This is a genomic window from Absiella sp. AM29-15 (genome assembly GCF_003434225.1).
Classification (GTDB): Bacteria; Bacillota_I; Bacilli_A; order Erysipelotrichales; family Erysipelotrichaceae; genus Hoskinsella; species Hoskinsella hominis.
On the sequence record NZ_QVFL01000001.1, the window covers coordinates 216,833 to 243,643 of the forward strand.

The 26,811-nt window shown below is 34.6% G+C and carries 26 protein-coding genes; 5 read left to right on the forward strand and 21 right to left on the reverse strand.

Going from position 1 to position 26,811, the window contains the following annotated elements; all coding sequences use genetic code 11:
• Positions 1–2: 2 nt before the first annotated feature.
• From ispE to DW761_RS01130, 7 genes are all read right to left on the reverse strand, one after another.
• Complete coding sequence (ispE, locus tag DW761_RS01100) at positions 3–842, reverse strand: 4-(cytidine 5'-diphospho)-2-C-methyl-D-erythritol kinase (protein ID WP_117516175.1); 840 nt, start codon at positions 840–842, stop codon at positions 3–5.
• Positions 832–1,689 (reverse strand): 16S rRNA (adenine(1518)-N(6)/adenine(1519)-N(6))-dimethyltransferase RsmA, encoded by an 858-nt coding sequence (rsmA, locus tag DW761_RS01105; protein ID WP_117454676.1) that lies wholly within the window; start codon positions 1,687–1,689, stop codon positions 832–834. Before rsmA ends, ispE begins: the two co-directional genes overlap by 11 nt.
• Positions 1,682–2,230, reverse strand: coding sequence for a ribonuclease M5 (gene rnmV, locus DW761_RS01110; RefSeq protein WP_117516176.1), 549 nt, complete (start codon positions 2,228–2,230; stop codon positions 1,682–1,684). The genes rsmA and rnmV overlap by 8 nt, the downstream gene beginning before the upstream one ends.
• A 163-nt stretch (positions 2,231–2,393) precedes the next feature.
• The gene (locus tag DW761_RS01115) at positions 2,394–3,665 is read right to left on the reverse strand and encodes a peptidoglycan bridge formation glycyltransferase FemA/FemB family protein (RefSeq protein ID WP_117516177.1); all 1,272 of its coding nucleotides are present in this window, start codon (positions 3,663–3,665) and stop codon (positions 2,394–2,396) included.
• Positions 3,666–3,783: 118 nt separating this feature from the next.
• Positions 3,784–4,569 carry a 3D domain-containing protein gene (locus DW761_RS01120; protein WP_178695031.1) on the reverse strand — a complete coding sequence of 262 codons (786 nt, stop codon included), beginning with the start codon at positions 4,567–4,569 and terminating at the stop codon, positions 3,784–3,786.
• 548 nt (positions 4,570–5,117) lie between these two features.
• On the reverse strand, positions 5,118–5,903 hold the full coding sequence (locus DW761_RS01125) for a histidinol-phosphatase (protein WP_117516178.1): 786 nt from the start codon (positions 5,901–5,903) through the stop codon (positions 5,118–5,120).
• Between the two features lie 11 nt (positions 5,904–5,914).
• The gene (locus DW761_RS01130) at positions 5,915–6,790 is read right to left on the reverse strand and encodes a YitT family protein (RefSeq protein ID WP_117454672.1); all 876 of its coding nucleotides are present in this window, start codon (positions 6,788–6,790) and stop codon (positions 5,915–5,917) included.
• Between the two features lie 233 nt (positions 6,791–7,023).
• On the opposite strand from DW761_RS01130, the gene DW761_RS01135 reads away from it, so the two are divergent.
• Positions 7,024–7,203, forward strand: a complete 180-nt coding sequence (locus DW761_RS01135) for a hypothetical protein (RefSeq protein ID WP_117454671.1) — start codon at positions 7,024–7,026, stop codon at positions 7,201–7,203.
• Positions 7,204–7,560: 357 nt separating this feature from the next.
• Positions 7,561–8,136, forward strand: coding sequence for a hypothetical protein (locus DW761_RS01140; RefSeq protein ID WP_117454670.1), 576 nt, complete (start codon positions 7,561–7,563; stop codon positions 8,134–8,136).
• A 296-nt stretch (positions 8,137–8,432) separates the two neighbouring features.
• Here the strand turns inward: DW761_RS01140 and DW761_RS01145 are convergent, their stop codons facing one another.
• Positions 8,433–8,816, reverse strand: a complete 384-nt coding sequence (locus tag DW761_RS01145; RefSeq protein ID WP_117516179.1) for a hypothetical protein — start codon at positions 8,814–8,816, stop codon at positions 8,433–8,435.
• 141 nt (positions 8,817–8,957) lie between these two features.
• On the opposite strand from DW761_RS01145, the gene DW761_RS01150 reads away from it, so the two are divergent.
• Together DW761_RS01150 and DW761_RS01155 are read left to right on the forward strand one after the other, a co-directional pair.
• On the forward strand, positions 8,958–9,743 hold the full coding sequence (locus DW761_RS01150; RefSeq protein WP_117516180.1) for a carbohydrate-binding family 9-like protein: 786 nt from the start codon (positions 8,958–8,960) through the stop codon (positions 9,741–9,743).
• Positions 9,744–9,902: 159 nt separating this feature from the next.
• Entirely contained in the window at positions 9,903–11,273 is a 1,371-nt protein-coding gene (locus tag DW761_RS01155; RefSeq protein WP_117454667.1) for an NAD(P)/FAD-dependent oxidoreductase, read from the forward strand.
• Between the two features lie 282 nt (positions 11,274–11,555).
• On the opposite strand, the gene DW761_RS01160 is transcribed toward DW761_RS01155, so the two are convergent.
• The 4 genes from DW761_RS01160 to DW761_RS01175 all read right to left on the reverse strand — a co-directional run bounded on the left by DW761_RS01160 (position 11,556) and on the right by DW761_RS01175 (position 16,868).
• Positions 11,556–14,057: an HD domain-containing phosphohydrolase gene (locus tag DW761_RS01160; RefSeq protein WP_117454660.1), complete on the reverse strand. Its 2,502-nt coding sequence runs from the start codon at positions 14,055–14,057 to the stop codon at positions 11,556–11,558.
• Positions 14,048–15,691, reverse strand: a complete 1,644-nt coding sequence (locus tag DW761_RS01165) for a GH3 family domain-containing protein (RefSeq protein ID WP_199485569.1) — start codon at positions 15,689–15,691, stop codon at positions 14,048–14,050. The genes DW761_RS01160 and DW761_RS01165 overlap by 10 nt, the downstream gene beginning before the upstream one ends.
• Positions 15,688–16,239, reverse strand: coding sequence for a hypothetical protein (locus DW761_RS01170; RefSeq protein ID WP_117454659.1), 552 nt, complete (start codon positions 16,237–16,239; stop codon positions 15,688–15,690). The genes DW761_RS01165 and DW761_RS01170 overlap by 4 nt, the downstream gene beginning before the upstream one ends.
• Before the next feature lie 164 nt (positions 16,240–16,403).
• Entirely contained in the window at positions 16,404–16,868 is a 465-nt protein-coding gene (locus DW761_RS01175) for a pyridoxamine 5'-phosphate oxidase family protein (protein WP_117516181.1), read from the reverse strand.
• A gap of 91 nt (positions 16,869–16,959) precedes the next feature.
• Here DW761_RS01175 and DW761_RS01180 point away from each other — a divergent pair, with 91 nt between their 5' ends.
• A complete protein-coding gene (locus tag DW761_RS01180) occupies positions 16,960–18,222 on the forward strand; it encodes a replication-associated recombination protein A (RefSeq protein ID WP_117454657.1) in 1,263 nt (420 codons plus the stop codon).
• 353 nt (positions 18,223–18,575) lie between these two features.
• On the opposite strand, the gene DW761_RS20945 is transcribed toward DW761_RS01180, so the two are convergent.
• From DW761_RS20945 to DW761_RS01220, 9 genes are all read right to left on the reverse strand, one after another.
• Entirely contained in the window at positions 18,576–18,719 is a 144-nt protein-coding gene (locus tag DW761_RS20945) for a hypothetical protein (protein WP_158552301.1), read from the reverse strand.
• Between the two features lie 152 nt (positions 18,720–18,871).
• Positions 18,872–19,882 carry an SIS domain-containing protein gene (locus tag DW761_RS01185; protein WP_117516182.1) on the reverse strand — a complete coding sequence of 337 codons (1,011 nt, stop codon included), beginning with the start codon at positions 19,880–19,882 and terminating at the stop codon, positions 18,872–18,874.
• Between the two features lie 36 nt (positions 19,883–19,918).
• Positions 19,919–20,350: a secondary thiamine-phosphate synthase enzyme YjbQ gene (locus tag DW761_RS01190; protein WP_117454655.1), complete on the reverse strand. Its 432-nt coding sequence runs from the start codon at positions 20,348–20,350 to the stop codon at positions 19,919–19,921.
• The gene (locus DW761_RS01195) at positions 20,343–21,197 is read right to left on the reverse strand and encodes an amidohydrolase family protein (protein WP_207732803.1); all 855 of its coding nucleotides are present in this window, start codon (positions 21,195–21,197) and stop codon (positions 20,343–20,345) included. The genes DW761_RS01190 and DW761_RS01195 overlap by 8 nt, the downstream gene beginning before the upstream one ends.
• Before the next feature lie 37 nt (positions 21,198–21,234).
• Complete coding sequence (locus DW761_RS01200) at positions 21,235–22,053, reverse strand: PTS system mannose/fructose/sorbose family transporter subunit IID (protein ID WP_117454654.1); 819 nt, start codon at positions 22,051–22,053, stop codon at positions 21,235–21,237.
• Positions 22,043–22,807, reverse strand: a complete 765-nt coding sequence (locus DW761_RS01205) for a PTS mannose/fructose/sorbose/N-acetylgalactosamine transporter subunit IIC (protein WP_117454653.1) — start codon at positions 22,805–22,807, stop codon at positions 22,043–22,045. The genes DW761_RS01200 and DW761_RS01205 overlap by 11 nt, the downstream gene beginning before the upstream one ends.
• A gap of 1 nt (position 22,808) precedes the next feature.
• A complete protein-coding gene (locus DW761_RS01210; RefSeq protein WP_117454652.1) occupies positions 22,809–23,291 on the reverse strand; it encodes a PTS sugar transporter subunit IIB in 483 nt (160 codons plus the stop codon).
• A gap of 14 nt (positions 23,292–23,305) precedes the next feature.
• Positions 23,306–23,731 carry a PTS sugar transporter subunit IIA gene (locus DW761_RS01215; protein WP_233512996.1) on the reverse strand — a complete coding sequence of 142 codons (426 nt, stop codon included), beginning with the start codon at positions 23,729–23,731 and terminating at the stop codon, positions 23,306–23,308.
• A 191-nt stretch (positions 23,732–23,922) separates the two neighbouring features.
• Entirely contained in the window at positions 23,923–26,661 is a 2,739-nt protein-coding gene (locus tag DW761_RS01220) for a sigma 54-interacting transcriptional regulator (protein ID WP_117516184.1), read from the reverse strand.
• Between the last annotated feature and the right edge of the window lie 150 nt (positions 26,662–26,811).

Here is a 26,811-nt window from a genome sequence, read left to right on the forward strand (position 1 = left end):
CCTTATCCAATGATCTTCGTCTTATATACAAAGTATCCTTCTTTATCATATTTATGATATGCTTCTTCTATCAAAGCATGATCCTTGCTAATCGCAAACACGGTACTGCCACTGCCTGACATCAAGACACCATCAAATCCCATACCTAACAGCTCTTGTTTGATATCTTTGATTAAAGGTACGATTTGAAATGCCGGTTGTTCAAGGGTATTGCCTAAGCTTTCACAAAAGGCTTTATAATCTCCTGTTTCCATAGCGTGTTGGACTTTGCGATAATCTGGATGTTCACAGGTTTGAAAATCAATCATAGAGAATGCTTTGCCAGTCGGTACTCCCTCCTGTGGTTTTACCAGCAGGATTTCAAAGTCTAGTTGACAATTGATCGGTGTTACATCTTCTCCAATCCCTTTCACAACAGCCGGGGTATCATATACACAAAATGGCACATCCGCTCCCACTTGTTTTGACAACATACTTAATTCACTTACAGGAACCTTTAAATCAAGCAATGCGTGGATGCCTTTCATTACAGCAGCACCATCTGCACTTCCACCAGCTAATCCTGCCTGCATTGGAATATGTTTTTCCATATGGACATGAAAATGTTCTTTGATGCCATAGGTATCTTTCATTAACTTTACTGCCTTGACAACGGTATTCGATTCATCAATCGCCAAGCCTTCTATATTACAGCTGTAACTGTCCTGTTCACTTAATTCCACTGTTACATCATCATGAAGGGTGAGTGGTACCATAATCATTTCTAATTCATGATAGCCATCATCTCTTTTTCTTACGACATTTAAACTAAGATTTACTTTCGCATGTGCTTCAATTTTCATGGATACATACCTCATATAAATGTTTGAATTCATCAATTGTTAAACTTTCTGCCCGGCGTTTTTCATCTACACCCGCATGTTGCAATACTTCTTTTGCCTTTGTTTTATCACCCAGATATTCGCCAAAGTTATTCAAAATGGTTTTCCTTCGCTGTTTGAAGCAGCCCTTTACAAGTTCAAAGAATGCTTCTTCATTGATAGATGCATCTTTTTCTTTGAAGGTAAACTGCAATACGGCACTGTCTACATTTGGTTTTGGCATAAAGACATTCTTTGGCACCTTCATGACATTTTTCACATGACAGCGATATTGTGTCACAATGCTTAATGCATTATATTCTTTTGTATTCACAGATGCATGGAAACGATCCGCTACTTCCTTCTGCATCATAACCGTAATCGCAGATACAGGCGCATTGGATTCAAATATTTTAAACAGGATTGGTGTTGTGATATAGTATGGCAGATTCGCCGCAATGACTACATCATAGCCCTGTGCGGTATATTGTTCCACATAGGATTTTAAATCAATATTCAAAAAGTCTTCCATGACCAGAGTAAAGTTATCATATTCACTTAAAGTATCCGCAAGAACGGATGGTAATCGCTCATCAATTTCAAAAGAAATGACTTTTTTCGCATATTCACATAAGTATTGTGTCAAAGCACCAATACCAGGACCGATTTCAATGGCAACACAGTGATCAGAAACCATCGCATCTCTGGCGATTTTTTCTACGACTCCTGCATCTACTAAAAAGTTTTGTCCATAGTTTTTCTTTGCGAACATATCATGTTTTGCCAATATTTCCTTTGTTCTGGAAGGTGTCGCAATGGGTTTATTCATGTTCGTTCTCGCTTTCTTCTAACATTTTTTCAATCTGTGCCTTATCCAGCTGTAGCATATTCAAACGTTTAAACAGTGTTTTTGCGTTTGGTTTTCCAAGATATAAACGACGTGCGATTTCTTCACGTCTTTGTCCACTGTCACATCTTCCCTGAAAGCCTAAATCGATATAATCCTCATAGGACAATGTTTCTTTTATTTCTTCATCATAGGTCATCAGATTATTTAATGCTTCCAGGATATCTTGTTTATTCGCATGCTCCACACCTACTTTTTTCGGTGTCTTTGCCTTATGTACATCGATAAAGGCATTTTTACAGCCTGGGATACGCTGATTGATTGCCGTTCTGATTTGTTCCCCTGGATGATCTGGATCTGTAAAGATAATTACCCCACGGGTTTTTTGCGCCTGTTCGATTTGTCGAAAGACTTCTTCTCCAAGGCTTGTGCCATGGGTTTCTATGGTATCGCATTCCAGATAGCTCTGTAATACGTTTGTGTCATTTTTTCCTTCACATACAATAATTTCTTTTATTTTCATATTTATACACCACACTCTCCCCTATTTTAGCTTATCTATGGAAAAATTGAAAGAACTATTCGCACATGTTGGAAAAGAAAAATGAAGGAAGTGAAAAAAATGCGCCCTACATAATTACAGCTACCCTAAAAAAGAACCGCACGATATACGGTTCTTTCATTCACTATTCACCTTTGATTTTATGTTTTACATTACGCAGGCTCTGATATAAACGATACATTTTTGGATTCACGATATAATCAAAGTCCCCAATCAACTCCTGGATTTCTCCCTGGAAGCCTTTCTTAAACAGATAGACACCATAATCTTCTGCCTGTGGATCAAAGTTTCCACTCATACCATATAAATTATAACGTTCCATACCATGTTCTATTGCGTAATTCATCATCTTCCAATGCATCGCATAAGGTGAGGCAAAGCGCATGTATTTTTCATATACACCACTCATCAAACACAATACTTCTCTGCCATAGGTAAAGAAAACACCGCTGGCCAGTGTCAACACCTGTCCATCGCTTTGGATCAATTCATCCGCTTCTTTCAGTTTTTCGTTTAACTGATCAATTTGTTCCTGTGCAAGCTCCATCTTCTTTTGAATCTTTGGACTCTCTTGTGTTTCCAAACGTTTTGCGCAAGTATCACGCTGTTTGGTATTGGTTTCCAAGTCTTTATATAAATCTTTCTTATAATCCTCTAAATCAAGGGTAGCACATAAAAATTTAATATATCCTTCAGGATGATAGAAATCATATAAACGTTTATGATATTCTTCATCACGTCCCTGAAATCCTCTACGTTCTCCAGTTTTCTGGATAACTTCTTCATACACAGAAATATGATCACGGTCTAATTCATTGACCTGAATGTTATACTTCAATGCCTTTTTGACAGAACGAAGTGTTTTACGTTCCATCTGTTTTAATACTTCATCAGGTGTTTTATCCTTCAGATTGATCGTATAGATCCATCTAGGTTCTCTTGATAAATCAATACCACGAGTAAAGCCTTCATGTTGATAACCTAAATCTAATAGCATATCCACAACATCACTGTTGTCAAAGCCACCTTCAACCAATTCCCCTTCTAAATCTCTTTCTTTATAAGGCAAATAAGGATCAATATGAAAGTACATGCATTTACGGGCTTTTAAAAATTCAACCAGATGATCATGAAAGAACGTGTATAAAGCTTTATTTTTAAAATCAATCAGTGGTCCTCTTAATAATTGAACCATTTCATAACCCATAAACACAGGCAATGCGGATAGCATACTGCCTGCGATGATGTTTCCATCTTCTTTTACCCCTACATAATATGTATGAAAACCACGCTGTTCACGCATCTTTGCCATCTGGGTAGTCTGCCAGAGGTTATTTAATTCATGATGCAGCGCGAATTGTGCAAATTCATTTTCCGTTAATTCAACAAATTCCATATCGTGCGCCTCCTTTTGCTGTTTTATTATAGCACAAATCTATTGGATATCCATGCTTATCGCGTAATCTTCCTGACAACTGTGAAAAACCTGTGCAGAATATGCACAGGTTCTTTAATTAAGCACCGGAACGTACAATTTGTACCTTTGGTGTTGTTTGTAATACATGCTGAACAGCACCTGAAGATTCACTTCCGATATATAAATCTAAGTGTCCTCCATAAATGGCACCGCCACGATCCAATACGATTGCATAGAATGGTTCATCTAAAGATATCCCACTGCCACTCAATCCATGGTTGCTGATTTTCAAAATAGAATACATTGGAATGCCAGGATCTGCAGCTACTACATAATAGTTGCCATATTTGATACCAGGCTGAAAGCTTCCATCTGCCTGTTGTACACCCTGATACATATCCAGAGCGATACCTGTTGCTGTACTGCCTCGTCCATTTGAAAATGAACAGCCGTAACAGTCTACTCCATAAGTTGTAAGTTTCCCTACGAAGGTAGAAGCTTCTTCTTCCTCTTTCTGTTTCTTTAATGCTTCAGCTTTTTTCTTTTCTTCTTCTAATTTCTTCTGTTTTTCTCTGACCTGTTTTTTGTAGTCTTTCGCTACTTGCTCCATGGCGATCTTTGTGGAAAGCTGACCACCTAAATTTCTAACTCTTGGCTGATCATTATACGTTCCATTAATCACACGCATAATATCTTCTTTTTGTACGCTGTCTTTTCTAATAGGCAGCAACATACTGTTATCTGATACATTCTTCAATGTCATCTTGTCGATATTGACTGTCAGGCTTCTTTGCGAAGCAGATTCTGATACAGAACTGACACATCCATATAAAGCGAAAACACAGGTGAATAAAGCGAATAATAAGATTCGTCTTGACTTCATGAATGTTCCTCCTTTAATGAAAACATGCTATAGTCTATCACAATTTCAAAAACTTGTCCAATTTTTTTGTTTTTTAACATGTCTTTTGGTCTTATTTTACCCAACATATAATATTTCATACCTATGCTCTCGCTTGTATTTTTATTCCAAATCCCTTAAACAAAGGCGTTTGTTTAACTTCAGGCAACTTTTGACAACTTCTTACATTTATTTTCATTTGTGAATTTTCGTAATTCAATCACAAATTAGTTTATTTTTTTATTTTACTTTTTTTATTCAAATATCTAAAAAGCCTTATTTTATCGTATTATATGAAATTCGTCTTAGTTGTGAAAAAAACACGGGTTTCTAGCCAATTCCATAGCCATTCCCGTGTTTCTTCATCCCATTTTTAGGGCATTTTATTATGCTTTTTCTCCTATATTTCGTCTAATTTTACCATAAAGTGGATACTGGAACCATTTTTCTTAAAAATCAGATTCATTCATCAAATACTGTTTATAGTTAATTTTAAAAATTTTTTGGCCCTTTCAAATGTAAGCGGTATATCAAAGCTTCTTTTTAAAAGCCAAATCCTCAAGTTTATGAAGTGTGATACCCTCCAATACCTCATCCACCAGATGATATGCATCCACATCCGCATATTTTTCAGGTTTGTGGGCATCTAATCCATAGATTACTTTCACAGGATATTGCGCCGCTACCTCCCAGAATTTACGGTATGGATAACCAACTCGCTTTTCATCACCTATCTGTCGGATACCATAATGAATCCCATTCAAATTGATTTCGATAGGAATATTTGCATTTACAGCCGCTTTCACGATACGATGCGCCGCTTCCTCACATGCGGATGTCCATTCTTTCTTATCAAACATAAACAAATCTGGATGTCCAATGATATCAGGAAGGCCTTTCGTACATGCTTTTTCAATCAAGGATGCATACAATAAAACAGCTTCATCATCATTTCTTGTATAAAACTCTTCTTCAAACAGCTTTGGGCCATGTTGACCAATGATCAGATAATCCATACGTTCCTTATATTCCATCAATTCATCCAGCTGATCTTCAAAGTATTCAAATTCTAAGCCAATGCGAATATCAATCTGGTCCTTATATTTTTCCTGCAGGGCTTTCACACTCTCAATATAGGAATCCAATTCTTCCTTACGCATACGCTCTCCTGGCGCATATCCATTACGATATGGCGCATGATCTGAAAAGCCCATTTTCGTATATCCATTGGCAATCGCTGCCAATACGTATTCTTCATCCTCACCGATTGCATGTCCACAACGTTTTGTGTGACTATGATAATTAAATTTTTGCATAATGTCCTCCCTTATAGTTCTTCTTCATATGTAAAGCCTAATCCCTGTACCTCATTGGTTTCAGTAACGATTACAAAGGCTTCCGGATCCGCATGCGCAATCATATACTGTAATTGTGGCAACTGTTTTTTACTAACAACGACCATAATCACTGGTTTTTTCTCCTTAGAGAATCCACCCATCGCCTGAATAATCGTTGTGCCTCGTTCCAATTCATCATGAATCATATCCATCAGCTCTTCATACTTCTCAGAGATAATCATAACACTTTGTGCTTTATGTCCACCAATCATCATCGTTTTATCAATCAGCATACTGCTTACCCAAACCGATAAGATACCAGTCAAAGCTGCCTGAAGATTATAGGTAAACACACCTAATAAAACCGTTAACGCATCCGTGATCAATACCAAAGTCGGTAGTGGAATATGCGTATATTTATTCACGATCAACGGTGGGATATCCATACCACCTGTACTTGCCCCTGTACGAAATACACATCCAATACCAATTCCCATCAACGCACCACCATAAATAGTTGCCAAATATTTATCCATAATGAAGGTATCCGGCGCAATAACTTCACTTGCCAGATAAGACATCACAGATAATAAGGTAGGATATAAAATCGTGCTTAATATCGTTTTCATTGCGAATTTCTTACCAAGAATGACTGCCCCCGCAAGAAACAGCACGACTGTTAATGCATTGATCATAAATTCTGGTTGTATATGAAACAACGGTTCTAGTGCAATTGCGACGCCGGCCAATCCTCCTGTTAATACATTATTCGGTAGAATAAACCATGCGACACCAATCGCCAAAAACAAATTTCCAGCAAGAATCCATAAAATATCAATCAGTGCTTCTTTATTCGTTGTTTTCATATACCATACCTCTTTCCTCAACATTTCTATTATATCATTTCCCATATCCCATGGTCTAATCAAAGAAAATATTTCAATTAGGAAAGATTTTTCTCTTTCCTATATATATGTATTGTGTATGGTATGCATTTTCTTAATTTTCACTTAATCTATATTACCCTTATATAAAGCTAAGTTTTTTCTTTTATGATATTTACAGATAATTCTTGCGCAAAAAATATGGAGAAACGATTATGATTAGAACCAATAAATCCAAACTCATCACTATAGGACTCATGATTTCCATTATGATATTTCTAAGAATGAATAATCACGATTATTTAAGTACGATTGATTATGAATTGAATTGTATGGATGCACACCCTACTTTCTTGATTGTAAGCATACGTGAAATCTTATCTTCCAGCACATGAGCTTTAGGGATATTATTATGTACTACTGTTTTTTTTGATTATAAGTCGTCATCATCCTCTTAACAACAAAATAAGAATCATCAAAGTTTCTTGTTCGATTTTAATGGAAGATATTTAAAATTAGTAAATCAAGCTTGAAGAAAGAAATAATTTGTATTTTCCCCATTTTACCATCTCCAATGCCATTATATCAAAATGAGTTCGATTAAATAAAAAATCGTAAAACATAATATTATTTTATTTACAATTAACTAATTTATGTTAAAATTATTTTAGAAAACGTTTTCAGACTTTATATAAAGAAAACAAAAGCATAAGAATGATAACCATATATAAATGTAAGTGAGGGATATATTTATGAAAAAAACGAAGACATCGATTAAACTATTTATATTGATTGGCATCTGTGTGTTAATCATTTTTATCACTTTATTCTCATTAAATTCAAAAGAAAAAACATCATGTAACATAGAAGATAAAACCTGTATAAACACTGAAATATTGAAAAAGAATAAAATGATATTAAATCCAATAGATTCTTTTAAAGATATTGAAATTTCAAATATTTATATAGAAAATGATTATCTAACAGCTAAAGTGAAATTTACTATCGCTCCTGAGTTTTACTCTTTAAATGAATTAAATATTTTCTATACTGAATATCCTTTCAAGGTAACGATTAATCCTAATACGAACGAGTCCTCAGTATATCCTTGTGATCAATTATATAAATTGGATATTAAAGATCAAGAAGAAAGTGAAATCCTTATAAAGGAAAAGATCACAAAAGATATTCAAAATTCACTACTCTCTAATGAAGATGAATTCTTTAGTATTTCTTTATCATTCAAATCTCCAAAAGGTGAAAACGAACAAATACATGAACAAAGTTTTGTCTTTCCTAAACAAGAGATTAATAATAAAAACAAATAGTTTACAGTGATAATGCCTTATATAAGCAGGAATATTTCATCATTAAATATTTCTGCTTTTTATTTTGCATAAAGAGATTCTATAAGCCTTTCCCGGCATTTGTAGCAAGTTTGTTCCGGCATTTGTAGCGAGTTTGTTCCGGCATTTGTAGTGAGTTTGTTCCGGCATTTGTAGATTTGTAAACTGTACTAACGCAAAGTTTACTGCCTTTTTGCATATTATCAAAAAAAGAAAGCCATTTTATGTAAGGAGCCTGTACTCCCTATCCACAATATAACTTTCTCATTCATTATTGTTCATTTCCCAGAAAATAATTTCTGTAAGAAACTTCTTGGTTGTACCTTTTCTATACAGTATGCCTGATCAATTAGATCACCTCGCAGCACGATACCTTTCCCATCACCCTGTGTTAAGACAAGTTTGCCTTTCCATTCTGCCTTGATGTTTTTATCAGAAAATCTTTCTATATTATATATAACCATGGTATTTTGATCATCCTCATGCAGGCCACTTACTAAATCCTCAAAAGTGTTCATCATATTCTTCTTTACCTGATATGTTTCCTTTGTTTTAGAATCATAACGGATCTCAAATGCCACTGGCTGTGACTGTCCACTAATATGTATGGTACAAATGCATACCCAGAAAACTAAGAAACACGCAATATATCTTTTCTTCATTCGTTTCACCTCATTGGAAAGTATTACCAACTGCATGCACAATATACATCACATTTTCATCATACGAAAGCGTTTACATTTTATCTTGAAATATACATAATGCATGATATAATGAAGTTAGGTAGAAAGGAGAATTTTACCATGAAAAAGTTTACGTACATGACAACGCTGGCTCTTGCCGCATCGATGTTTGCTTTAGGCGGATGCTCCTCAAACAGCAGTTCTTCACCTACTACACCTACGATTGCTTATAATGAAGCTTCTACATCCCACTATGATGTCGTCAAACGAGATAAATCAATTAACGTTGATGGCAAGCTGGATGATGAAGCATGGAAGGATATTCCAGCTATAGCCGGTGGTTTTCATTTTCCATGGGATAAAAAAGAAGCTCCATACACAGAATTTAAAGGATACCATGATAAGGATAATTTCTATTTCTGTTTTACAGTAAAAGATAGCGAAGTACTTCAGGATGATAATTGGAAAGATGATGAGAGTACTGTTGATATGGAAGATCGTGTAGAACTATTCTTTGCGGGACCTTACATTGATAAACCTGGTCCTGATGGCATGGAAAAATATTACGGTTTAGAAATTGATCCAAAAGGCCGTGTTCACGATTACTCTATCGAATATTATCGAAAGTTTGATGGTAAATGGAATATGGAAGGTTTGGAAACAAAAGCCACAGTAACAGATGATGGTTATATTGTGGAAGGCAAGATTCCAATGAAATCTTTACAAGATTTAAAATTAATCAATCATAATGTCATGCGTGCGGGTATTTATCGTGCAGAATTTTCTAAACCAGAAGCCTCTGGCAAGGATCCTAAGATGGAATGGATTTCCTGGGTTGATCCTAAAACCGCAAATCCTGATTTCCATGTTGCATCCTCATTTGGAGAATTTAGATTCTTACAATAATTAACAATATAAAAGGCCAAAAGGCCTTTTCTTTACTACTCCGCAAGCGTTTTCATAAAGTTTTCATAAATAATACTGGCTTTATTTTATAAATATGATAAAATACTTTGGGAAATCTCGTGAGGTTCCCGTAAAAGAAAGAAAATATGGAGGTGTCTTATGGATTTTGACTTAGTGATTGTAGGTGCTGGACCTGGTGGTATCTTCTCTGCTTATGAAGCTTTACGTTTACAGCCGGAATTAAAAATTGGTCTGTTTGAAACAGGTAATCCTTTAGAAAAAAGAAAATGTCCGATTGATGGTGTGAAGATTAAATCATGTATCAATTGTAAAACCTGCGCAATTATGAATGGATTTGGTGGTGCTGGTGCGTTCTCTGATGGAAAGTATAATATTACCAATCAATTTGGTGGTACACTTTATGAATATCTGGGAAGAAAACAGGCAATCGATTTAATGGAATATGTGGATAAGATCAATATTGAAAACGGTGGCGAAGGAACAAAGCTGTACTCAACAGGTAATACCAAGTTGAAGAAAGAATGTATGCAGAATGATTTGCATTTATTAGAAGCACAGGTACGTCATCTGGGTACAGATAAGAACTATGTCGTTTTAAAAAATCTATATGAACAACTGAAAGAAAGAGTAGAAATTCATTTTAATACCCACATTGATTCCGTGGAAAAACTAGAAGATGGTTATGCATTACATAGTGGTGATCAAGTATACACTGGTAAAAAATGTATTATCTCTACAGGAAGAAGTGGAAGTAAATGGATGGGTAACGTCTGTGATACATTAGGTATCAAAACAAAGAGTAATCGTGTAGACATTGGAGTGCGTGTAGAGCTTCCTTATAGTATCTTCTCTCATTTAACAGATGAACTATATGAAAGTAAAATTGTATATCGTACGCAAAAATTTCAGGATAAGGTAAGGACATTCTGTATGAATCCAAGAGGTGTTGTTGTTAGTGAAAACACCAATGGAATTATTACTGTAAATGGTCACAGTTATGAGGATCCTAACCGTTATACGGAGAACACAAACTTTGCTTTACTTGTCAGCAATCACTTTACAGAGCCTTTTAAGGACAGTAATGGTTATGGTGAAAGTATTGCCCGTTTAAGCAATATGCTTGGTGGTGGTGTTATCGTTCAGCGTTTTGGGGATTTAATTCGTGGTCAAAGAAGTACTGCTGGAAGAATCGCAGAAAGCTTTGTGACACCAACATTGTCCGCAACACCTGGTGATTTAAGCCTTGTAATTCCAAAACGTCAATTAGATGATATTATCGAAATGATTTATCAATTAGACAAGGTTGCGCCTGGTACAGCAAATGATGATACATTATTGTATGGTGTAGAAGTTAAATTCTACAATCTGGAAGTAGAAATCGATGAGCATCTAGAAACAAAACATGAAGGATTGTTTGTCATTGGAGATTGTAGTGGTGTAACGCATTCCCTATCCCATGCAAGTGCATCTGGTGTTTACGTTGCCAGATACCTATACGAAAACAAGTAACTTTAAAAAACCATTCTCGTGAAGGAGGATGGTTTTTTGATTTACAAATATCTAATTTCTTTTATTTATCAAAAAGCAGTCAGAAGACTCCGATTTCAACGGCGAAAAGTAAGTTGGAATACACGCTGTACACCCTTTGGGGTAAATGTAGCAATATAAAAAGTCTTGTCATTTCTTCTTTTTTTCGCGTTCGTTTCTATCACAATATTCCACATAATCTTTGTATGCTATGATAAGAATTACCGTGTCTTTCGCCATATTATAAAGCTTAACTGAGAATAATTACTCATCATACTCCTGCAACACCTGTATTTTACCTTCCTCAATTAATTGTACAAATAAATTGGCCAATTTGGGATCAAATTGTGTATTGGCACCTTTTTTGATTTCATCAATCGCTGTAGATAGTGGCAAAGGATCACGATAACTGCGTTTTGTAGTCATTGCATCAAAGGTATCTGCTACACAGATACAACGGGCCGCAATAGGATTTTCATCACCTCTTAGTCCTCTTGGATAACCCTTTCCATCCCATCGTTCGTGATGACCTAAGACGGCAGGGATTACATAGTCCAGACTAGGCAAATGACGAATGATAGAAATTGAGTTTTCTACATGTGTTTGAATTAAACGATATTCATCATCTGTTAGTTTTCCTTTTTTATTTAAGAGATCTTCCGGGATGCCTATTTTACCGATATCATGAAGCAAGGCAGCTTGACGGATCAATTCGATATGTTCCTTATTTAAGCCAAGTGCTTTGGCAAGGATTGTCGCATATTGTGCTACATTGGCACTGTGATGGAATGTATAATGATCTTTTACATCAATCGCTGCCGTTAATGCAGATATCGTTGGTGCATATTGAGCATATACATTTCTTGTATCTTCTTTGATTTCTTCCTGTCGATTCACAATTTCTTCCATTGTGTAAACAACTGTTCGGTTTTTCCCATTTTGTTTTGCGGTAAATACAGCCATCTCTGTATTTGTGATTAGTTCCTGCATACTAGAAGATGCGAACGGATATATACCGATACCTACGCTAAGTGTCATGATTTTTTTCCACTTGGCGCTATCTAATTCGTTTTGTTTATGGATCTGATCAATGACCATCTTGATTTTACGTTTGACGCTTAATAAATCAATATCATAAAACAATATCGCAAATTCTTTTCCACTATATCGTGCCATTAAAACTTGATTGTTTTTAAATGCAGCTTTTAATATCTGTGCGATACTCTGTAAAGCATGATCTCCTTGTGTTCTACCATATAGTTCATTGTATAATGAAAAATCATCGATATTTAAGATTGCCATGATGATTGATTCATGTGGCAATAAAAATACTTTTTCAACTTCACGGAAAAAGAATTCACGATTTAACAAGCCTGTCAGATGATCACTGCTGGCTTTTTCATATACGCTTTGATATAAATAAGCATTGTTAATGGCGATTGCACTGATACTCGCAAGACTGTCTAAGAACGTCAGTTCACTTGTGGAATATGGTTTTGTTTTATGGGATAAAAACAGGATACCAATAAGTTCATTTTCACTTAATAATGGCACCATGCAATCAATCTGCATCATCTCTAAAGCATGTTTTTCATTTTCCCACATGGATTTATACCAGACACTTTGGCGAAAAGCCTTCATAACAGAGCTTCGCTTTGTTTGTTTCAGGTATTGAATACATGGATTGCTTTCAATCATTGTGAAGTTTTTCCTTGTCAGTGTACTGGAGCAGTAAACAGTCTGATATTCTCTTTCTGTTTTCAAACATAACATGATTTGTGTTGTTTCCATAGCTTCTTTAATGACATCAACCAGTTCTTTACAGATTTCTTTCAGTTCTAAGCAACTAGCGATATTTGCGCTATAGTTTCTCAACAACTGTGCCTGCTTTTGATCTTCTTTGATAAATAACAGGTCAATAAACCATTTTAGGAAGAAGAAAATAGCACAGGTCAATAAGGAGAATAATAATACAACAATGGTTGTGATATAATCCTGTAAGAATGGAAATGTAACACTTAATACATCTACCACTGGCTGAATCACATTCGCAGAAAATAGTAACAGCACACCACCTGTTAATAAATAAGCTGCCCCTCTGGATATCACTAACGTCATATTGAATAAGCGTTGTTTATACAGGGTATATAGTAAACATAATGCATTTACAATTCCACTGCATGTATCGATTGGATATTTTCCAATCGCAGGTATCGTAGATGCTAATGTACCAAACGTCAATACAACGATTCCTATCATCATAGGGATATAATCATTGATTGTGTGTCCTTTTTGTTTAATGCTGTGTATAAGCTTTTGAACAACTGTAATCGCCACAAAGATAACATAACCAATAGGTATAATCATCCAAAACGTAGTGTTAAAGTCAAAGGTTGCCATATTATTAATATGAATCACTTTAGGATCAGATAATAATTGATCAGATAATAATAAAATCCAGCATATGATTACCAATACAACAAATATCCGTTGACGAAATTTTCCTTTATCACCCAAATATGTACGAATGAATTCATAATAAGCAATTGGAATTCCAAACATGCCAAAGATGGATAATTTACACCAGAAGATTACGCCTGGATATAATTGCGCACGCATCATGACAGAACCAGCTGTCCATAGTATGAAATAGATGATCATTGCCATGAAGTTATATATCAAACGATCTTTTTTAGCTGCTGTTAGTGCCAGAAACAGAATGGTGTAGAAAAACAAAGCGATTCCCGGAACGATAATCAGATGCATGATGCTTCACCCCGCTTTGCCTGGCTAAGTGCCAATAAATCCTGTATATGGTGTTTGGAAGGATTCATTTTAGGTAATTTTTCATTATGCAACTGATGATATAAATGGAAGGTATGACAGCGCACAACTGTGATTTTCAATGGATCAATTCCCAGCATCGTCTGTAGATCTTCATAGTCACTATCAAAGTATGTAAAATAAATCTGTAAGTGTTCTTTTAATATCTTCTTTAAGACTGCATCCTGACAAATGCTGGATTCACTCATTTCTATAATTAAATGCATATAAGGACGGAAGTCATCGTACTCTTTTAACGCTACCCATTCTATAATATCCAGTTTACTCATTTTGATGACATCTTCTATTGTTTTTTCACTAATTCTGGTAAAGCCAGCTATATCAATGATATCCAAAGAACGATCAACATACGTAAAACGAGGCAGCTGGATATGGTCTTCACTATCATGTGTGGCAATACAGCGATAACGGTCTTTTGTCATATATCGGGCAAAAGCACCACCTTTGAATACCGTCACAACCAGTTCATATTCTTCATGTGGTATGACTTCATCCATCAGGTAGGTTCTAGGTTGATAGGTATGATCTTTTGAGAAATGTTTCGCTTCTTCAATCGGCATAAATTCATAGAAACACGCATCGGGGAAGAAATACATTCCATTACGGCTCCAGTTTTCACTTGCAATACAGGTAGGTTCTGTACCCGCAAAGATTTCATGTGGTCGTTTACCCCAAAGCTTCTCTAAAACTGGCTTATACATTTGACTGTCTGTCCCAGCACATAAGAAACATTTCATTTGAAATACATCTTTTGGAAGCATACTGCGGTTTTCTTTTTTAGCCTGATAACTGCCTTTTAACAAGCGATATGCCATTTTAGGTTTTATCTTTCCACTTGAATGAGAAGAGGAAGAACTGGTTTGACTTTGTAAAGAGGAAAATGCCATACTGACATAATATGCCACAGAGCTTAAGGCAAAGAAGATATCAATTCCCTGCTTCACACCCATTTTAAAGCCTAATACATTACGTTCTTTAAAGCCAAGTTTTTCTGCTTGCTCCACTGGCGGCAAGATATCCAGAGTTAATTCTTCTTCTACCAGAACTGGTAAAAGTCCTGTCGCATAGGGCAAAGATGCTACACCATACAACGCTTTATCATGTGGTCGCAATACAACATCATTTCTTGTTTCACTTCCCGCAAGAATTAAACAAGCCATCATATTATTTTTAAATACCTGAAGCATTTCCTGAGTATAGGGTGCACATTTCACTGGATGTCTGCCTGCTTCCCATGTGGTTTCTATCCATGTGACTGGTTTTCCCGGCAAATCTTCTTCTTTTCTATTTAATAGGATATCAGCGTAATCTTCATAAGTGGTAAGTGGCACAAGATAACGAAAATCCTGAATATTCTTCAGGTTTTTCCCTTGCATAATACTTTGCCCTAATGGTGAAACAAGCCAATTAAGCATCTGTTCCTCTAATAACCGGTATTGTATATGCATATATTCCTGTATTGATAAATCTAAAAAGCCACAGTATTCTTCCCAGATATCCTCATACTTCTTTTTCCTCAATAATTCCTCAAAATGCATATGGTCCATCCCTTTCATGATTGTAGACTTCTTTTAATTGATGCAATGGTTGGTATCAGGAATGGAACATGCTTTTGATAATCTTCATATCCTTCCAAAGTGATTGGAAAAATCATGCGATCTTGCATATAGGCGTATATAAGATTCATTAAAGAGAATAAAACAGCCGCAATTCCTATTTCAATTGAAGATAGTGTCATCGCAAGAAACGAATAGGCAAAGAAAAACCAAAGGATTCCCGGATGACGGCATAAGGCATAAACACCCTGATCATAGACCTTTAAGTGATCTTGTTCAACATAGGTTCCCTCAAATGGCAGTGCAAAGAACAGTGTATAAATTAATAGGAGTGTATTAATCATACACAAAACTGCCGCAGCCAAATGCCCAATATGGAAGGTTTTTTCATCATATAGATGTCGACTGATCAATAACCCTGTCACTATCAAAAGTAGAAAACACCCAGCCATAAATGTATATTTTCCCCATCGCAAATGAAATTTTACCTGATTCATATCATTAAACATCATTAATAAAAATGCAAAGCATCCTAACACCAATAACATACCATACCACTTCCTATTTTACATGGTATCTTTATTATAACGTGATTTGCGTGAAATTTATATAAAAACTTGCTAGATATTAATATTTAATTATTATAAAAGATAAGCGTTATACTGTTTTAATTTATTTATGTAATCATTACAAAAGCAGCCATAAGGCTGCCCTATTCATGAAACTTTCCACTGATATGGTCAATTTCTATTTTTACAATACCTGTATTCGCAATTCCCTGTTCAATATATGCTTTCCCTGATGGTACCTGCATAGGACAATATTTCGCAATCAACAAGGTTAATGCATGAAACTTTTCCTTTTCCTCTTCAATTATAGAAGCTTTTCCATATGCCAGCACACTTTGATATTTCGTAGAATATTTTTCTGGAACGATTTCATCTTCCGCAATCACACAAAAGCTTACTTTCGGATTCTTTTGTATCACATCTAGCTTATGCCCGCTCTTTGCACAATGAAACCAAATTGTATCATTCTCATATACGAAGTTCAATGGAACCATTGTTGGTTCATCTTGATAGGTAATTGCCAGAATTCCTGTTTTCCCCTGTTTTAGTATTTCTTTTGCCTCATCCAAAGGCATTTGCTGCTTTATTCTTCTCATTGTAGGATACATTCGATAACCCCTTTTCTTTTTGATTAGTATAGCGTTCAAACGTATACCATGTCAATAATTTATGGTAAAATAATACCCAGGAAGTGATGATATGAAACAACCCTTGGCATTTCGTATGCGCCCACAACATTTAGATGATATCATTGGTCAACAACATTTGATTGGTGAAGGTAAAGTACTAAGAAAATGTTTAGAAGCAAAGCGTTTATTTTCAATGATTTTTTATGGTCCTCCAGGAACAGGCAAAACAACGTTGGCAATGGTTTTGGCAAATGAATTAGGTATGCCTTATCGTTTATTTAATGCAGTGACTGGCAACAAAAAAGATTTAGAAACTATCTTTCAAGAAGCAAAGTTCTATGAAGGACTGGTCGTAATCATTGATGAGGTTCACCGTTTAAATAAAGATAAACAGGATTTATTATTACCACACGTGGAAAATGGCAATATCACGCTAATCGGCGCTACCACCAGTAATCCTTTACATGCAATCAATCCTGCTATTCGTTCCCGTTGTCATTTATTTGAAATAAAGCAAGCCCAGCAGGAAGATATAGAAAAAGCTTTATTAAAAGCTATACAACATCCAGATGGTTTAAATAATGAAGTAAGCATTGAAGATGAAGCACTACATATCATCGCAAGACACAGCAATGGAGATATTCGTTATGCATTAAATATTCTTGAAATTGTCGCAATCGCAAGTGATGGTGTGATCACAAAAGATCTTGTTTCTCAATATTCTCAAATTCCAAATATGAGCATGGATAGTGATGGAGATGGCTATTACGATGTATTAAGCGGTTTTCAAAAATCTATACGTGGCAGTGATGTAGATGCTGCTTTATATTATCTTGGTATCATGATTGAAGCAAATGACATGGATAGTATTGAACGCAGATTATTGGTGACTGCTTATGAAGATATTGGATTAGGCAATCCTGCCGCAGTAGCTCGTTGTGTTCAGGCAATTGATGCCGCAAAACGAGTTGGTTTTCCAGAAGGAAGAATTCCTCTTGCTATGGCAGTCATTGATTTAACATTATCCCCTAAATCAAAAAGTGCAGAAAACGCAATTGATGCCGTTATGCAGACAATCAGAAATACTTCCTACAGTGTGCCAGATTATTTACGGTTCACTCCTGTAAATATGAAAGAAGAAGATAAATATGATTATGGTCGTGCTGATCTATGGGCAAAGATTCAATATCTTCCAGATAAATTGAAGAATGAAAAATTCTATATGCCACAAATGAATTCTTCTTATGAAAAAGTTCTTGCACAGAATTTAGAGAAATTACGCAGTGTAAAACGTACAAACAAATTGGCATCGTTGAAGAAAAACACAAAATAAAGAGTCCAGTAGATGTAATATTATTTACTGGATTTTTTTATTTCTATATAACCATCATTTTAGCTATATGAAGCGGCAAATATGCCCCTTAAATTGAGTTTCGTGCTAAATAACTACATATAAAACGCGGTTTCGTGTATAAATAACCATATATAAAATTGAGTTTCGTGTCAAATCAGTGTTATGAAAAGCTTGGTTTCGTGTCAAGCGATATAAACAAACACCTTATTTCTAAACAATATAAAATTCATTTTTTATAAAACTTCACAAGCTTAAATATCAAAAACTCATAATTCCATAATAAAAACAGGAAGCTACCATTTTAATACTTTTAGCTTCCTGTTTTTTTTCAATTATAAATTCGCCCACTGTTTTGCTCTTTGTTGTTCCTTTTCCTCTAACATCTGTCTTTTCTGCTGACGATAAATCTGCATGCCTTTGAATATTCCAATGATGGTGGCAATACCTAATATACTTTTCTTCTTTAATTGTGCCATAATTTTGTTCTCCTTTACTGTTTTATTTAAGTTACTTATATTATAAATAATAATTATCAATAAAAAGTTGAAGAAAAACAAAAGAATTTCTTAAGATTATATAAGAAAAGAAAGAATCTTATGCTTATTCACAAAAGATTCTTTCTGAAATTCTAGTATTCAAACTGACGATAGTAACGGCGAATTGTTAAATCATGTCCTGTAACACGTTCATAGTGAATCGCAAGACGTTCATCTAGGATCGTTGTCACGATAGAAGTCGCAATAATTTCTTTAAATTGATCATCCACATGTGGTGTTTTAAAATCAGCTACATCAATCACGACTGCTTCATCTGATAATTTTTTGATTAGATTTTCTACACGATCATCAATTGGTCTAGTAGCATCAACACCTTTCACAAGGAATACTGGTGTATCTTTTTCAATTACTTCCAATGTTCCATGGAAGAACTCTGCACTTTGAATTGATTTTGTGCGAATCCATTGCATTTCTTCTAAAATACACATTGCATGTAAATAAATTTCTGGTGCTAATGATCCACCACCAATCCAATATTGAATATTAGAGTTATGATATTTCTCTGCGATAGCAGCTGCTGTTGGTTCAAATTGTTCCTTAATTGCGATTAAATCTTCTGGTAATTTTTCTAATTGTGCAGCTAATCTTTCATATGCATCAAATTCTCCATTGTTGTATAATAAACGGAATGCTAATAAGTAATGCTGGATATATTCAAATTCAACGGCATCTTTTGCTTTCCCAATAATGGAATATGTCGCAAGCTGATCAACTGGTGTATCTGGTTTCCCACAGAAAGCAATAACACGGATATTTCTTTCATTACAATATTGAATAGCTTCTACTGTTTCTTTTGTTGTTCCTGATTTACTAGATGTAATGACGATAGAATCCTCATTTAACTGTGAGTTTCCTGTCAAAATTACTTCTGATGCGATTTCACAGTATGTTGGAATTTTTGTTTTTGAACGTAATAGATATTGGATTGGTCGCATAACCGCCAAAGATCCGCCTGAAGAAATGAAGAAAATATTTTTAAATCCTTCTTTTGTGACTTCATCAGCCACTCTTTCAATTTCTGCTCTTGTTTCATAAGTTAATTTTGCATCTGTATAGTATGCGTCTAAATCAAAGTTATACATATCGTTTACCTACCTTTCTTAATTTATATACGACATTTATTTTTCACCCATCATCATGATCATTACTGTTCTGGATTGAGGCCCATCAAATTCTCCTAAATAAATTTCTTGTGCCTTTCCCAGTTTTATTTCACCATTGATGATTGGAAATACTGCATGATTCCCTGTTACCATTGCTTTCAAATGCCCTGTTGGATTTCCTGCCATTGCTCCATAACTTTGAAGAAATCTTGCGTGATAATACTCACCATCTTCAGGAAACATCATAGAAAGCTGTTTTAATATATCATCACTCAAACATTCTAAATTTTCATTTACAGTAATCCCTGTTGTTGTATGCTTTGTGATGATGTAAATAATCCCATTTTTTACCTGACTATTTTCTATACATTCTTTTATTTCTTTACTGATTGGCACAAGTTCATTATAGGCTGTTGTATCAAACGTTATTTCTTTATAATCAATCATGGATACATCCTCCTTTTAAGAACGTGATGGCATTTTCCCCTAGCACCATTTTCTTTGTGGACTCGCGCCAGTTCATTTGTCGAATCGCTTCTATCATGCGATGTTGTTCTAAACGTGGTTCTTCTGAAGCAAACATTACCTGATGACGTAAGCTTCGATCAATCCAGTGTTCACCAATATCTATGCCAAATGACTGGTGATAAAATTCTTTAGGATTATCAAAATAGAGTAAGGATGTATCTGTATAAACATTTTTATATTTCAATAACAGCATACATACTTCTCTTATCCATGGCCAACCAAAATGCTGTAGACAAATTCTTAAATCTGGATATTTGCATGCGACTTCCTCAAATCTTAAAGGATGTGAGTACTTACTAACTGTATTTGGTCTTACCGACATTCCACTATGGAAAATAATCGGCTTATTATGCTGTATACAAAGCTCATAGATTGGATACATCCATTCTTCATCTGGATAGAATTTCTGTTGGGATGGATGCAAGAACAAACCTGATAATCCTAATTCTGTAAAGGCTGTTTCTATTAATTCTAATGCATCTTCACGATGAGGATCTACACTGGCGAAAGCAATGAATAATTCTGGTTCTTTATGAACAAGTTCTGATACCTGCTCGTTTGTACCTAAATTGCCTTTTTGAAATAAATCTAACGGAAGCAGGCACAATTTATCTATACCAGAAACATTACATAAGGTTTTCATTGACTGTATAGATATTTCATCTGTCTTATATAATCCCATTTGATTTCTACAAAATGCTAGTTGTTCATCGCTTGATTGCAGTTCCTCTATAAATGCAGGTGAAACATTCATATCTATTACCATCTCATACCTCCTTTTCTAAAAGATTTTTCTTTATTCATTAACAAAGGATGCCTAACCATACACATAAGATACCAAATAGTGCAGTACCTACGATCATTGCGATAACATTCACTTTCTTTTTCAAAAGCCAGTAATATATACCCATAACACCTAAGCTCATCATACCAGGCATAATACCATCAAGAATTTCCTGGATACTTGCTGCAGCATCCCCTGTTCCAATCGCAAGTGGTGTTGTTACTGTGATTAATTCTTTCGTCATACCTCCAATAACCATGACTCCAACGATAGATGCAGCCATCATAAATTTATCCATCATTCCTGATTTTTGTATTTTTTCAAGATAATTTGCGCCTAGTTCATAACCTTTCATCGCTCCAAAATAACGTACGAGGAATGCCGGAACATTAAATACAAGTAAGAATAGAAGTGTTCCTAAAATATTTCCTTGTGCAGCTAAAGATGTACCAATACCAATTGCAATAATTCTTATCGTACCAAAGAATAAGGAATCACCGATACCTGCAAGTGGCCCCATCAATGCGACTTTCATCGTACTGATAGATGTTGGATCAAAATCATCCTGTTTCGCATTCATTTCTTCCATAGAAGCTACAATACTACCAATAAACGTTGTAACATACATAGAACAGTTAAAGAATTCCAAATTTCTTTGTAATGCTTCTTTATATTTTTCTGGATCATCTTTATATATTTTTTTCAATGCAGGAATCATCATAAACTCAAAACCCATATGCATCTGTCTTTCATAATGCCATGAGAATTCCATTGGTAATGATCGCCAGAATATTTTACGTAAATCTTTCTTTGTGATTAATTCATTATTAGAAGTCATCATCTTCACCTCCATCAACAACTACCTCTGTTTTATTTGAGAAAAAGTCAACTTTTAAGAATGCGGCGATTACACCTAACAATGCGATTCCTAAAACTGGAACACCAATATATGCAGATAATAAGAATCCCAGGAAGAAGAATGGTACCACTTTTTTGTTTAACGTCATTTGCGCAAGCATTGCAAACCCCATACCAGGTAATAAACCAGTTGCTACTGTTAATCCATCTGTAATTACAGAAGGAATAGAATTTACCAATGTTTCAACCTGACTACTTCCTAATAAGAATCCAAATACTACTAATAAGCCAAATGTTAAACTCTGAACGATTCCATCGCCAATATGTATCATTTCAATGGCACGTGCATTACCTTTTTCCGCATACTTATCTGCCCATGTACCAGTTAACGGAAAGATTGCGGACATAAACAGATTTTCAAAAATACTTGCTAATAAAGCAATCGGATAAGCTAGTGTTACTGCCACCTCTGCACCTTTTCCTGTAGATATTGCAAATGCTGTTCCCAGTACACCCCCAACAACAACGTTTGGTGGCACAAATGCCCCAACAGATTGTGCACCGATAAAGGCTAATTCAAGAATACCTCCAATAATAATTCCCTGTGTGACATCACCCATAACCAATCCAACAACCGGACCTAATACGATTGGATTTTTGATTAAACTTGTACCTAATGCATAATCACAATTTCCTATAAATGCAATAATTCCCAATAATATAGCCTGAAGCATATTAACCCTCCTTATTCAACGCATGTCGTGCGTCAATCGATGTATCTAAAGGAATCATACGAATTTCTACATCAATACCGCTATCCAGCATTTCTCTAATCCTTTCTTCTTCTTTCTTTGTTACATTCACAGCTTTTGAGATATTTCTAGTTCCTTCTCTTGCCTTGGTTCCTCCCAGATTTACAGCTTTGATTTGTGGACAGTTCTTTACAAGCTGATATGCATCTTCAATAGATTCCACAACAATAAATAATTTATATTTATCAGTAACTCCACTGTTAATTGCTTTAATAGAATCTTCTACTGTTTTGATTACCAGCTTTACACCACTAGGTTTAGCAAGCTTAATGGTTGTCTTACGAATTTCATTTTGTACAACATCATCATTTGCGATTAATATACAATCTGCGCCAAGTGATGTTGTCCATGAAAATGCTACCTGTCCATGTAATAATCTGTGATCCACTCTTAAACACTTGATCATATTTCATTCCTCCTTTAAAATTCCTCATCATTTTCAATGATCAAATCTTTTCTTGTCATTTGTGTTAAACCTTTTTTCGCATTTGTTAGTAATTGTTCTGCCTGTTCATCATCCAGACCTTCTTGATAAGAAAGTAATAAATCCAGTACAAGATTCATATTGGTACCACTGAATACACGAACATTTGAATAAACACACAATTGGCTCAATGCCGTATGCACGCTCCCTCCTTTGATATCACACAGAAATATATATTGCGTATTTCCGTTTTGTCCAATTTCTTTTTCCATTGTTTCTTTGAAATCCATAGGACTTTCTGATGGGTAAAGGCAAAATGTTTCTATTTCATCTGCCATTTCTCCCACAATCATTGTTATAGAATTTTTTAAACCTTTTGCGAATTCACCATGTGAGGCGATGACAATCTTTCTCAAATTCATATCTCCTTTCATTTGTATCCAAGCAAGTTATGTGCCATAACTTCTTTTTTATTTCCAATATCTTTACATCTTCATACAAGCAAAATCTGTGCCACAGCATTTAATTTCTTTTAAATTCTTTTACGCTTGCTCATTTGTATACAAGCAAACTTTGTGCCATACAAAAAAAGAGCAGAACTTTTTTCTGCTCATCATATAGAAAATCCTCTTTCAATAAAATTTTTATCATTGCGTACATAATCATAAATATAGCCGATTTCTGCAATTGGTATAGTCACTCTATAGAAATTCTCTACATCTTTAAATGATTCCTTAATATAAGATATAAAGAGTGCATGCTCTTTCTCAAAGATATTCATATCCGGATAGATTTCTATTTCCTTCTGCATAACTTGTCGTTCTATCAGACAACTGATATGTACATATAATCCAAAACATGTATTATTAGAAAAATTAAAATCCAGTGCTATCTGTAAACGATCAATGGCATCAGCAACATGTTCTAAAAGCTTATTTGGATTCAAGATTGTCAAACTGTTCATAATATTTGATAAAGAGAAATTCTTTAAAATATTCTTCTTAAAGTCCTGTAGCTGTTCTATTGTCATAGAATCTTCAAGATAATTATCCAGCTCACCTAAACAATCGTTAATGATCAAGTCTTCAATGGGTACGAAATTCATTTGTTCAATATTTGGATTTAATGTTCCAATGACACATAATACATGATAATCATCAAATAATGTGCTGTTCATTCCTTTCTCTACCAATTCATTATAATCATAAACTCTAACAGATATTTCTGATTGTAAAGGTAATGAATCTTCCATGATCTGTTTCAATTTTTCTGCAGTTCCTACACCACTTGCACATGAACATAAAATCACTTTCTCTTTCTGACGATTACGTTCAATATGATAACTTGTAGAACTATATGCAACAACATCTTTGAAGATATCTTCCATTGCACGATTTTGTAAGATACCATTTCCTATTTCCAACGCTGTTTTTGTGCTGATGTTATTAATAATTCCAACATTTACATTATCTAAATGAAGTCCTTTATATATTTCTTCCAAACTTCCCATATCCACAAGCAGAAATAACTCTTCGGTTTTTCCTAACTTTTTCATATAAGAATTTAATTGCTGGAGAACAGAATTCATATCCACATTTACCGGCATATCAATCGCATCAAATACATATTTCCCTAAAAATTTATTTACAGCATCAGCAATACTACTCGCTGTAGAAAACCCATGTGCAAGAATCACACCTGCACGTTTTTGATAAGTATCATCCTTTTTTAAGCTTTGGAAATAAAAGATAAATGTTATCATTGCCATAGGCAGTACATCCATATCTAAATAAGATGATAAATACTTCCCTATTTCTTCAGATATACTATACTCACGATGATAATGCTGTTTCATGAATGAATAAAAAGTTTCTACTACTTCATTATTTTTCACAGACCAATTCCGAAAGCTATGATAATCCTTTGTATATGCATTTAAATAGCTGCATACAGATAAAATATCATTATTTGTAACTTCAAATTTATATTGTCCTGCAACTAAATCAAGGATATGCTGGATGCCATTTTGATAGAAATCCTTTTGTTGTTCTTGTTCTTTATAAATCAAGGTACTATCAAAATATTTCCATACAGTATCTCTACATCGTTCTATACACTGTTCTTCATTGATTATTCTTTGAACACATTCTTTATAATGCTTCATCAATTCTTCATTTAATCGTATAATATTCTTTTCTTTATGTATAAAATTTTGTAAATCATCAATCTTGATATACTCACTGGCAGATGTATATACCGCACTTTTTTCAGTAATATCATTTAGAATACTATTTGGTAAACTTTTTAACTGTATCAGCATATCGCCTTCATCATTTTCTTGAAATAAAGAATTGATACAACATGATTGTACACAGCTTTTTAATCCCCCTATGTTACCAGGAAATTCATGTGACAGTAAGATGTTATACGCTTTCGTGCTGATACTGATTTTCTTATGTAAACGCTCTTCTTCCTCTTTGAACATTGAATATATCAACTGTACCTTTTCCTGCATTCCTCTTTGTTGTAAAGATGGTACAGTAATCGTCATTGGAATTCTTCGCTGTAATGTTTTTAATAATACTTTTTCCGGGTTCTCTGTTGTCGCAAGAATCAATCGAACTTTTGATGTATACCACGTTTCATTATCCCCAACGCGATGATAAATAGATTGATCCATAAATTGAAATAGTTTTTCTTGGCATTCGGCTTTTAGATTATGAACTTCATCCAAAAACAATACGCCACCATTCGCAAGTTCTATCAGCCCAGCTTTATCTTTCTCTGCTCCAGTAAATGCACCTTTTACATAACCAAATAAATTCGCAGTCAATAACTCTGGATTGTTCGCATATTCACTACAGTTTACCGCAATAAATTTTCCTTGTGCTTCTAATAAATTTTGATTTTTCGCATACTCATATGCCAGCTTGGCAATAAAACTTTTTCCTGTTCCTGTAGGCCCATATAACATCATAGGAAGCCCATCAGGTGGATAAGCGATTGTCGCTTTACACTGATTGATTAAATCAGACAAACTGCCATCATGTCCAATCAATTTATCAAAATCACGTACACTTTGATGACTTTGGTTAAGCAATAAATCTAAACTTTTAAAAACATCTTGTTCTATTTTCATATTATATTCATTTTCAAACACTTGTTTATCAATGTAATAAGCAGGGCGTTCTTCTATCTTCATCAAAACATGACGTGCCACAAGCGTCTTTAATATCGTAGCTACTTCATTACGACTAACATGTACAAGTTCACTGATGTTTGTGGCAGTATTATTTTCATATTTATGACTTTGAGAATTTTCTTTTATGATATTAAGGATTTCTTCATTCATCTTATCACTCCTTGTATATAGAATGGTAAATTCTAAAATCATAAATGTCAAGGAAGAAATTATACCCAAAAACTCTATTTTAATAAAAATAATTATTTTTTATTTTTTTATGTAATCGTGCTGCTTATGGCACGTTTTTTGCTAGAATAG

Excerpts from the sequence above, each read along its gene's own strand:
- DW761_RS01135 (WP_117454671.1), top strand. The coding sequence starts at position 7,024 with ATGATTAGAACCAATAAATCCAAACTCATCACTATAGGACTCATGATT.
- DW761_RS01150 (WP_117516180.1), top strand. The coding sequence starts at position 8,958 with ATGAAAAAGTTTACGTACATGACAACGCTGGCTCTTGCCGCATCGATG.
- DW761_RS01220 (WP_117516184.1), bottom strand. The coding sequence starts at position 26,661 with ATGAATGAAGAAATCCTTAATATCATAAAAGAAAATTCTCAAAGTCAT.
- DW761_RS01185 (WP_117516182.1), bottom strand. The coding sequence starts at position 19,882 with ATGTATAACTTTGATTTAGACGCATACTATACAGATGCAAAATTAACT.
- DW761_RS01190 (WP_117454655.1), bottom strand. The coding sequence starts at position 20,350 with ATGATTGATTATAAAGAAATAACGTTTGATACAACAGCCTATAATGAA.
- DW761_RS01195 (WP_207732803.1), bottom strand. The coding sequence starts at position 21,197 with ATGGTAATAGATATGAATGTTTCACCTGCATTTATAGAGGAACTGCAA.
- DW761_RS01140 (WP_117454670.1), top strand. The coding sequence starts at position 7,561 with ATGAAAAAAACGAAGACATCGATTAAACTATTTATATTGATTGGCATC.
- DW761_RS20945 (WP_158552301.1), bottom strand. The coding sequence starts at position 18,719 with ATGGCACAATTAAAGAAGAAAAGTATATTAGGTATTGCCACCATCATT.
- rnmV (WP_117516176.1), bottom strand. The coding sequence starts at position 2,230 with ATGAAAATAAAAGAAATTATTGTATGTGAAGGAAAAAATGACACAAAC.
- DW761_RS01125 (WP_117516178.1), bottom strand. The coding sequence starts at position 5,903 with ATGCAAAAATTTAATTATCATAGTCACACAAAACGTTGTGGACATGCA.
- DW761_RS01115 (WP_117516177.1), bottom strand. The coding sequence starts at position 3,665 with ATGGAATTTGTTGAATTAACGGAAAATGAATTTGCACAATTCGCGCTG.
- DW761_RS01205 (WP_117454653.1), bottom strand. The coding sequence starts at position 22,807 with ATGCTTCAGGCTATATTATTGGGAATTATTGCATTTATAGGAAATTGT.
- rsmA (WP_117454676.1), bottom strand. The coding sequence starts at position 1,689 with ATGAATAAACCCATTGCGACACCTTCCAGAACAAAGGAAATATTGGCA.
- DW761_RS01200 (WP_117454654.1), bottom strand. The coding sequence starts at position 22,053 with ATGACTTCTAATAATGAATTAATCACAAAGAAAGATTTACGTAAAATA.
- DW761_RS01145 (WP_117516179.1), bottom strand. The coding sequence starts at position 8,816 with ATGAAGAAAAGATATATTGCGTGTTTCTTAGTTTTCTGGGTATGCATT.
- DW761_RS01215 (WP_233512996.1), bottom strand. The coding sequence starts at position 23,731 with ATGAATTTGAGAAAGATTGTCATCGCCTCACATGGTGAATTCGCAAAA.
- DW761_RS01210 (WP_117454652.1), bottom strand. The coding sequence starts at position 23,291 with ATGATCAAGTGTTTAAGAGTGGATCACAGATTATTACATGGACAGGTA.
- DW761_RS01120 (WP_178695031.1), bottom strand. The coding sequence starts at position 4,569 with ATGAAGTCAAGACGAATCTTATTATTCGCTTTATTCACCTGTGTTTTC.
- DW761_RS01160 (WP_117454660.1), bottom strand. The coding sequence starts at position 14,057 with ATGCATCTGATTATCGTTCCGGGAATCGCTTTGTTTTTCTACACCATT.
- DW761_RS01155 (WP_117454667.1), top strand. The coding sequence starts at position 9,903 with ATGGATTTTGACTTAGTGATTGTAGGTGCTGGACCTGGTGGTATCTTC.
- DW761_RS01170 (WP_117454659.1), bottom strand. The coding sequence starts at position 16,239 with ATGTTATTGGTGTTAGGATGCTTTGCATTTTTATTAATGATGTTTAAT.
- DW761_RS01175 (WP_117516181.1), bottom strand. The coding sequence starts at position 16,868 with ATGTATCCTACAATGAGAAGAATAAAGCAGCAAATGCCTTTGGATGAG.
- DW761_RS01130 (WP_117454672.1), bottom strand. The coding sequence starts at position 6,790 with ATGAAAACAACGAATAAAGAAGCACTGATTGATATTTTATGGATTCTT.
- DW761_RS01180 (WP_117454657.1), top strand. The coding sequence starts at position 16,960 with ATGAAACAACCCTTGGCATTTCGTATGCGCCCACAACATTTAGATGAT.
- ispE (WP_117516175.1), bottom strand. The coding sequence starts at position 842 with ATGAAAATTGAAGCACATGCGAAAGTAAATCTTAGTTTAAATGTCGTA.
- DW761_RS01165 (WP_199485569.1), bottom strand. The coding sequence starts at position 15,691 with ATGAAAGGGATGGACCATATGCATTTTGAGGAATTATTGAGGAAAAAG.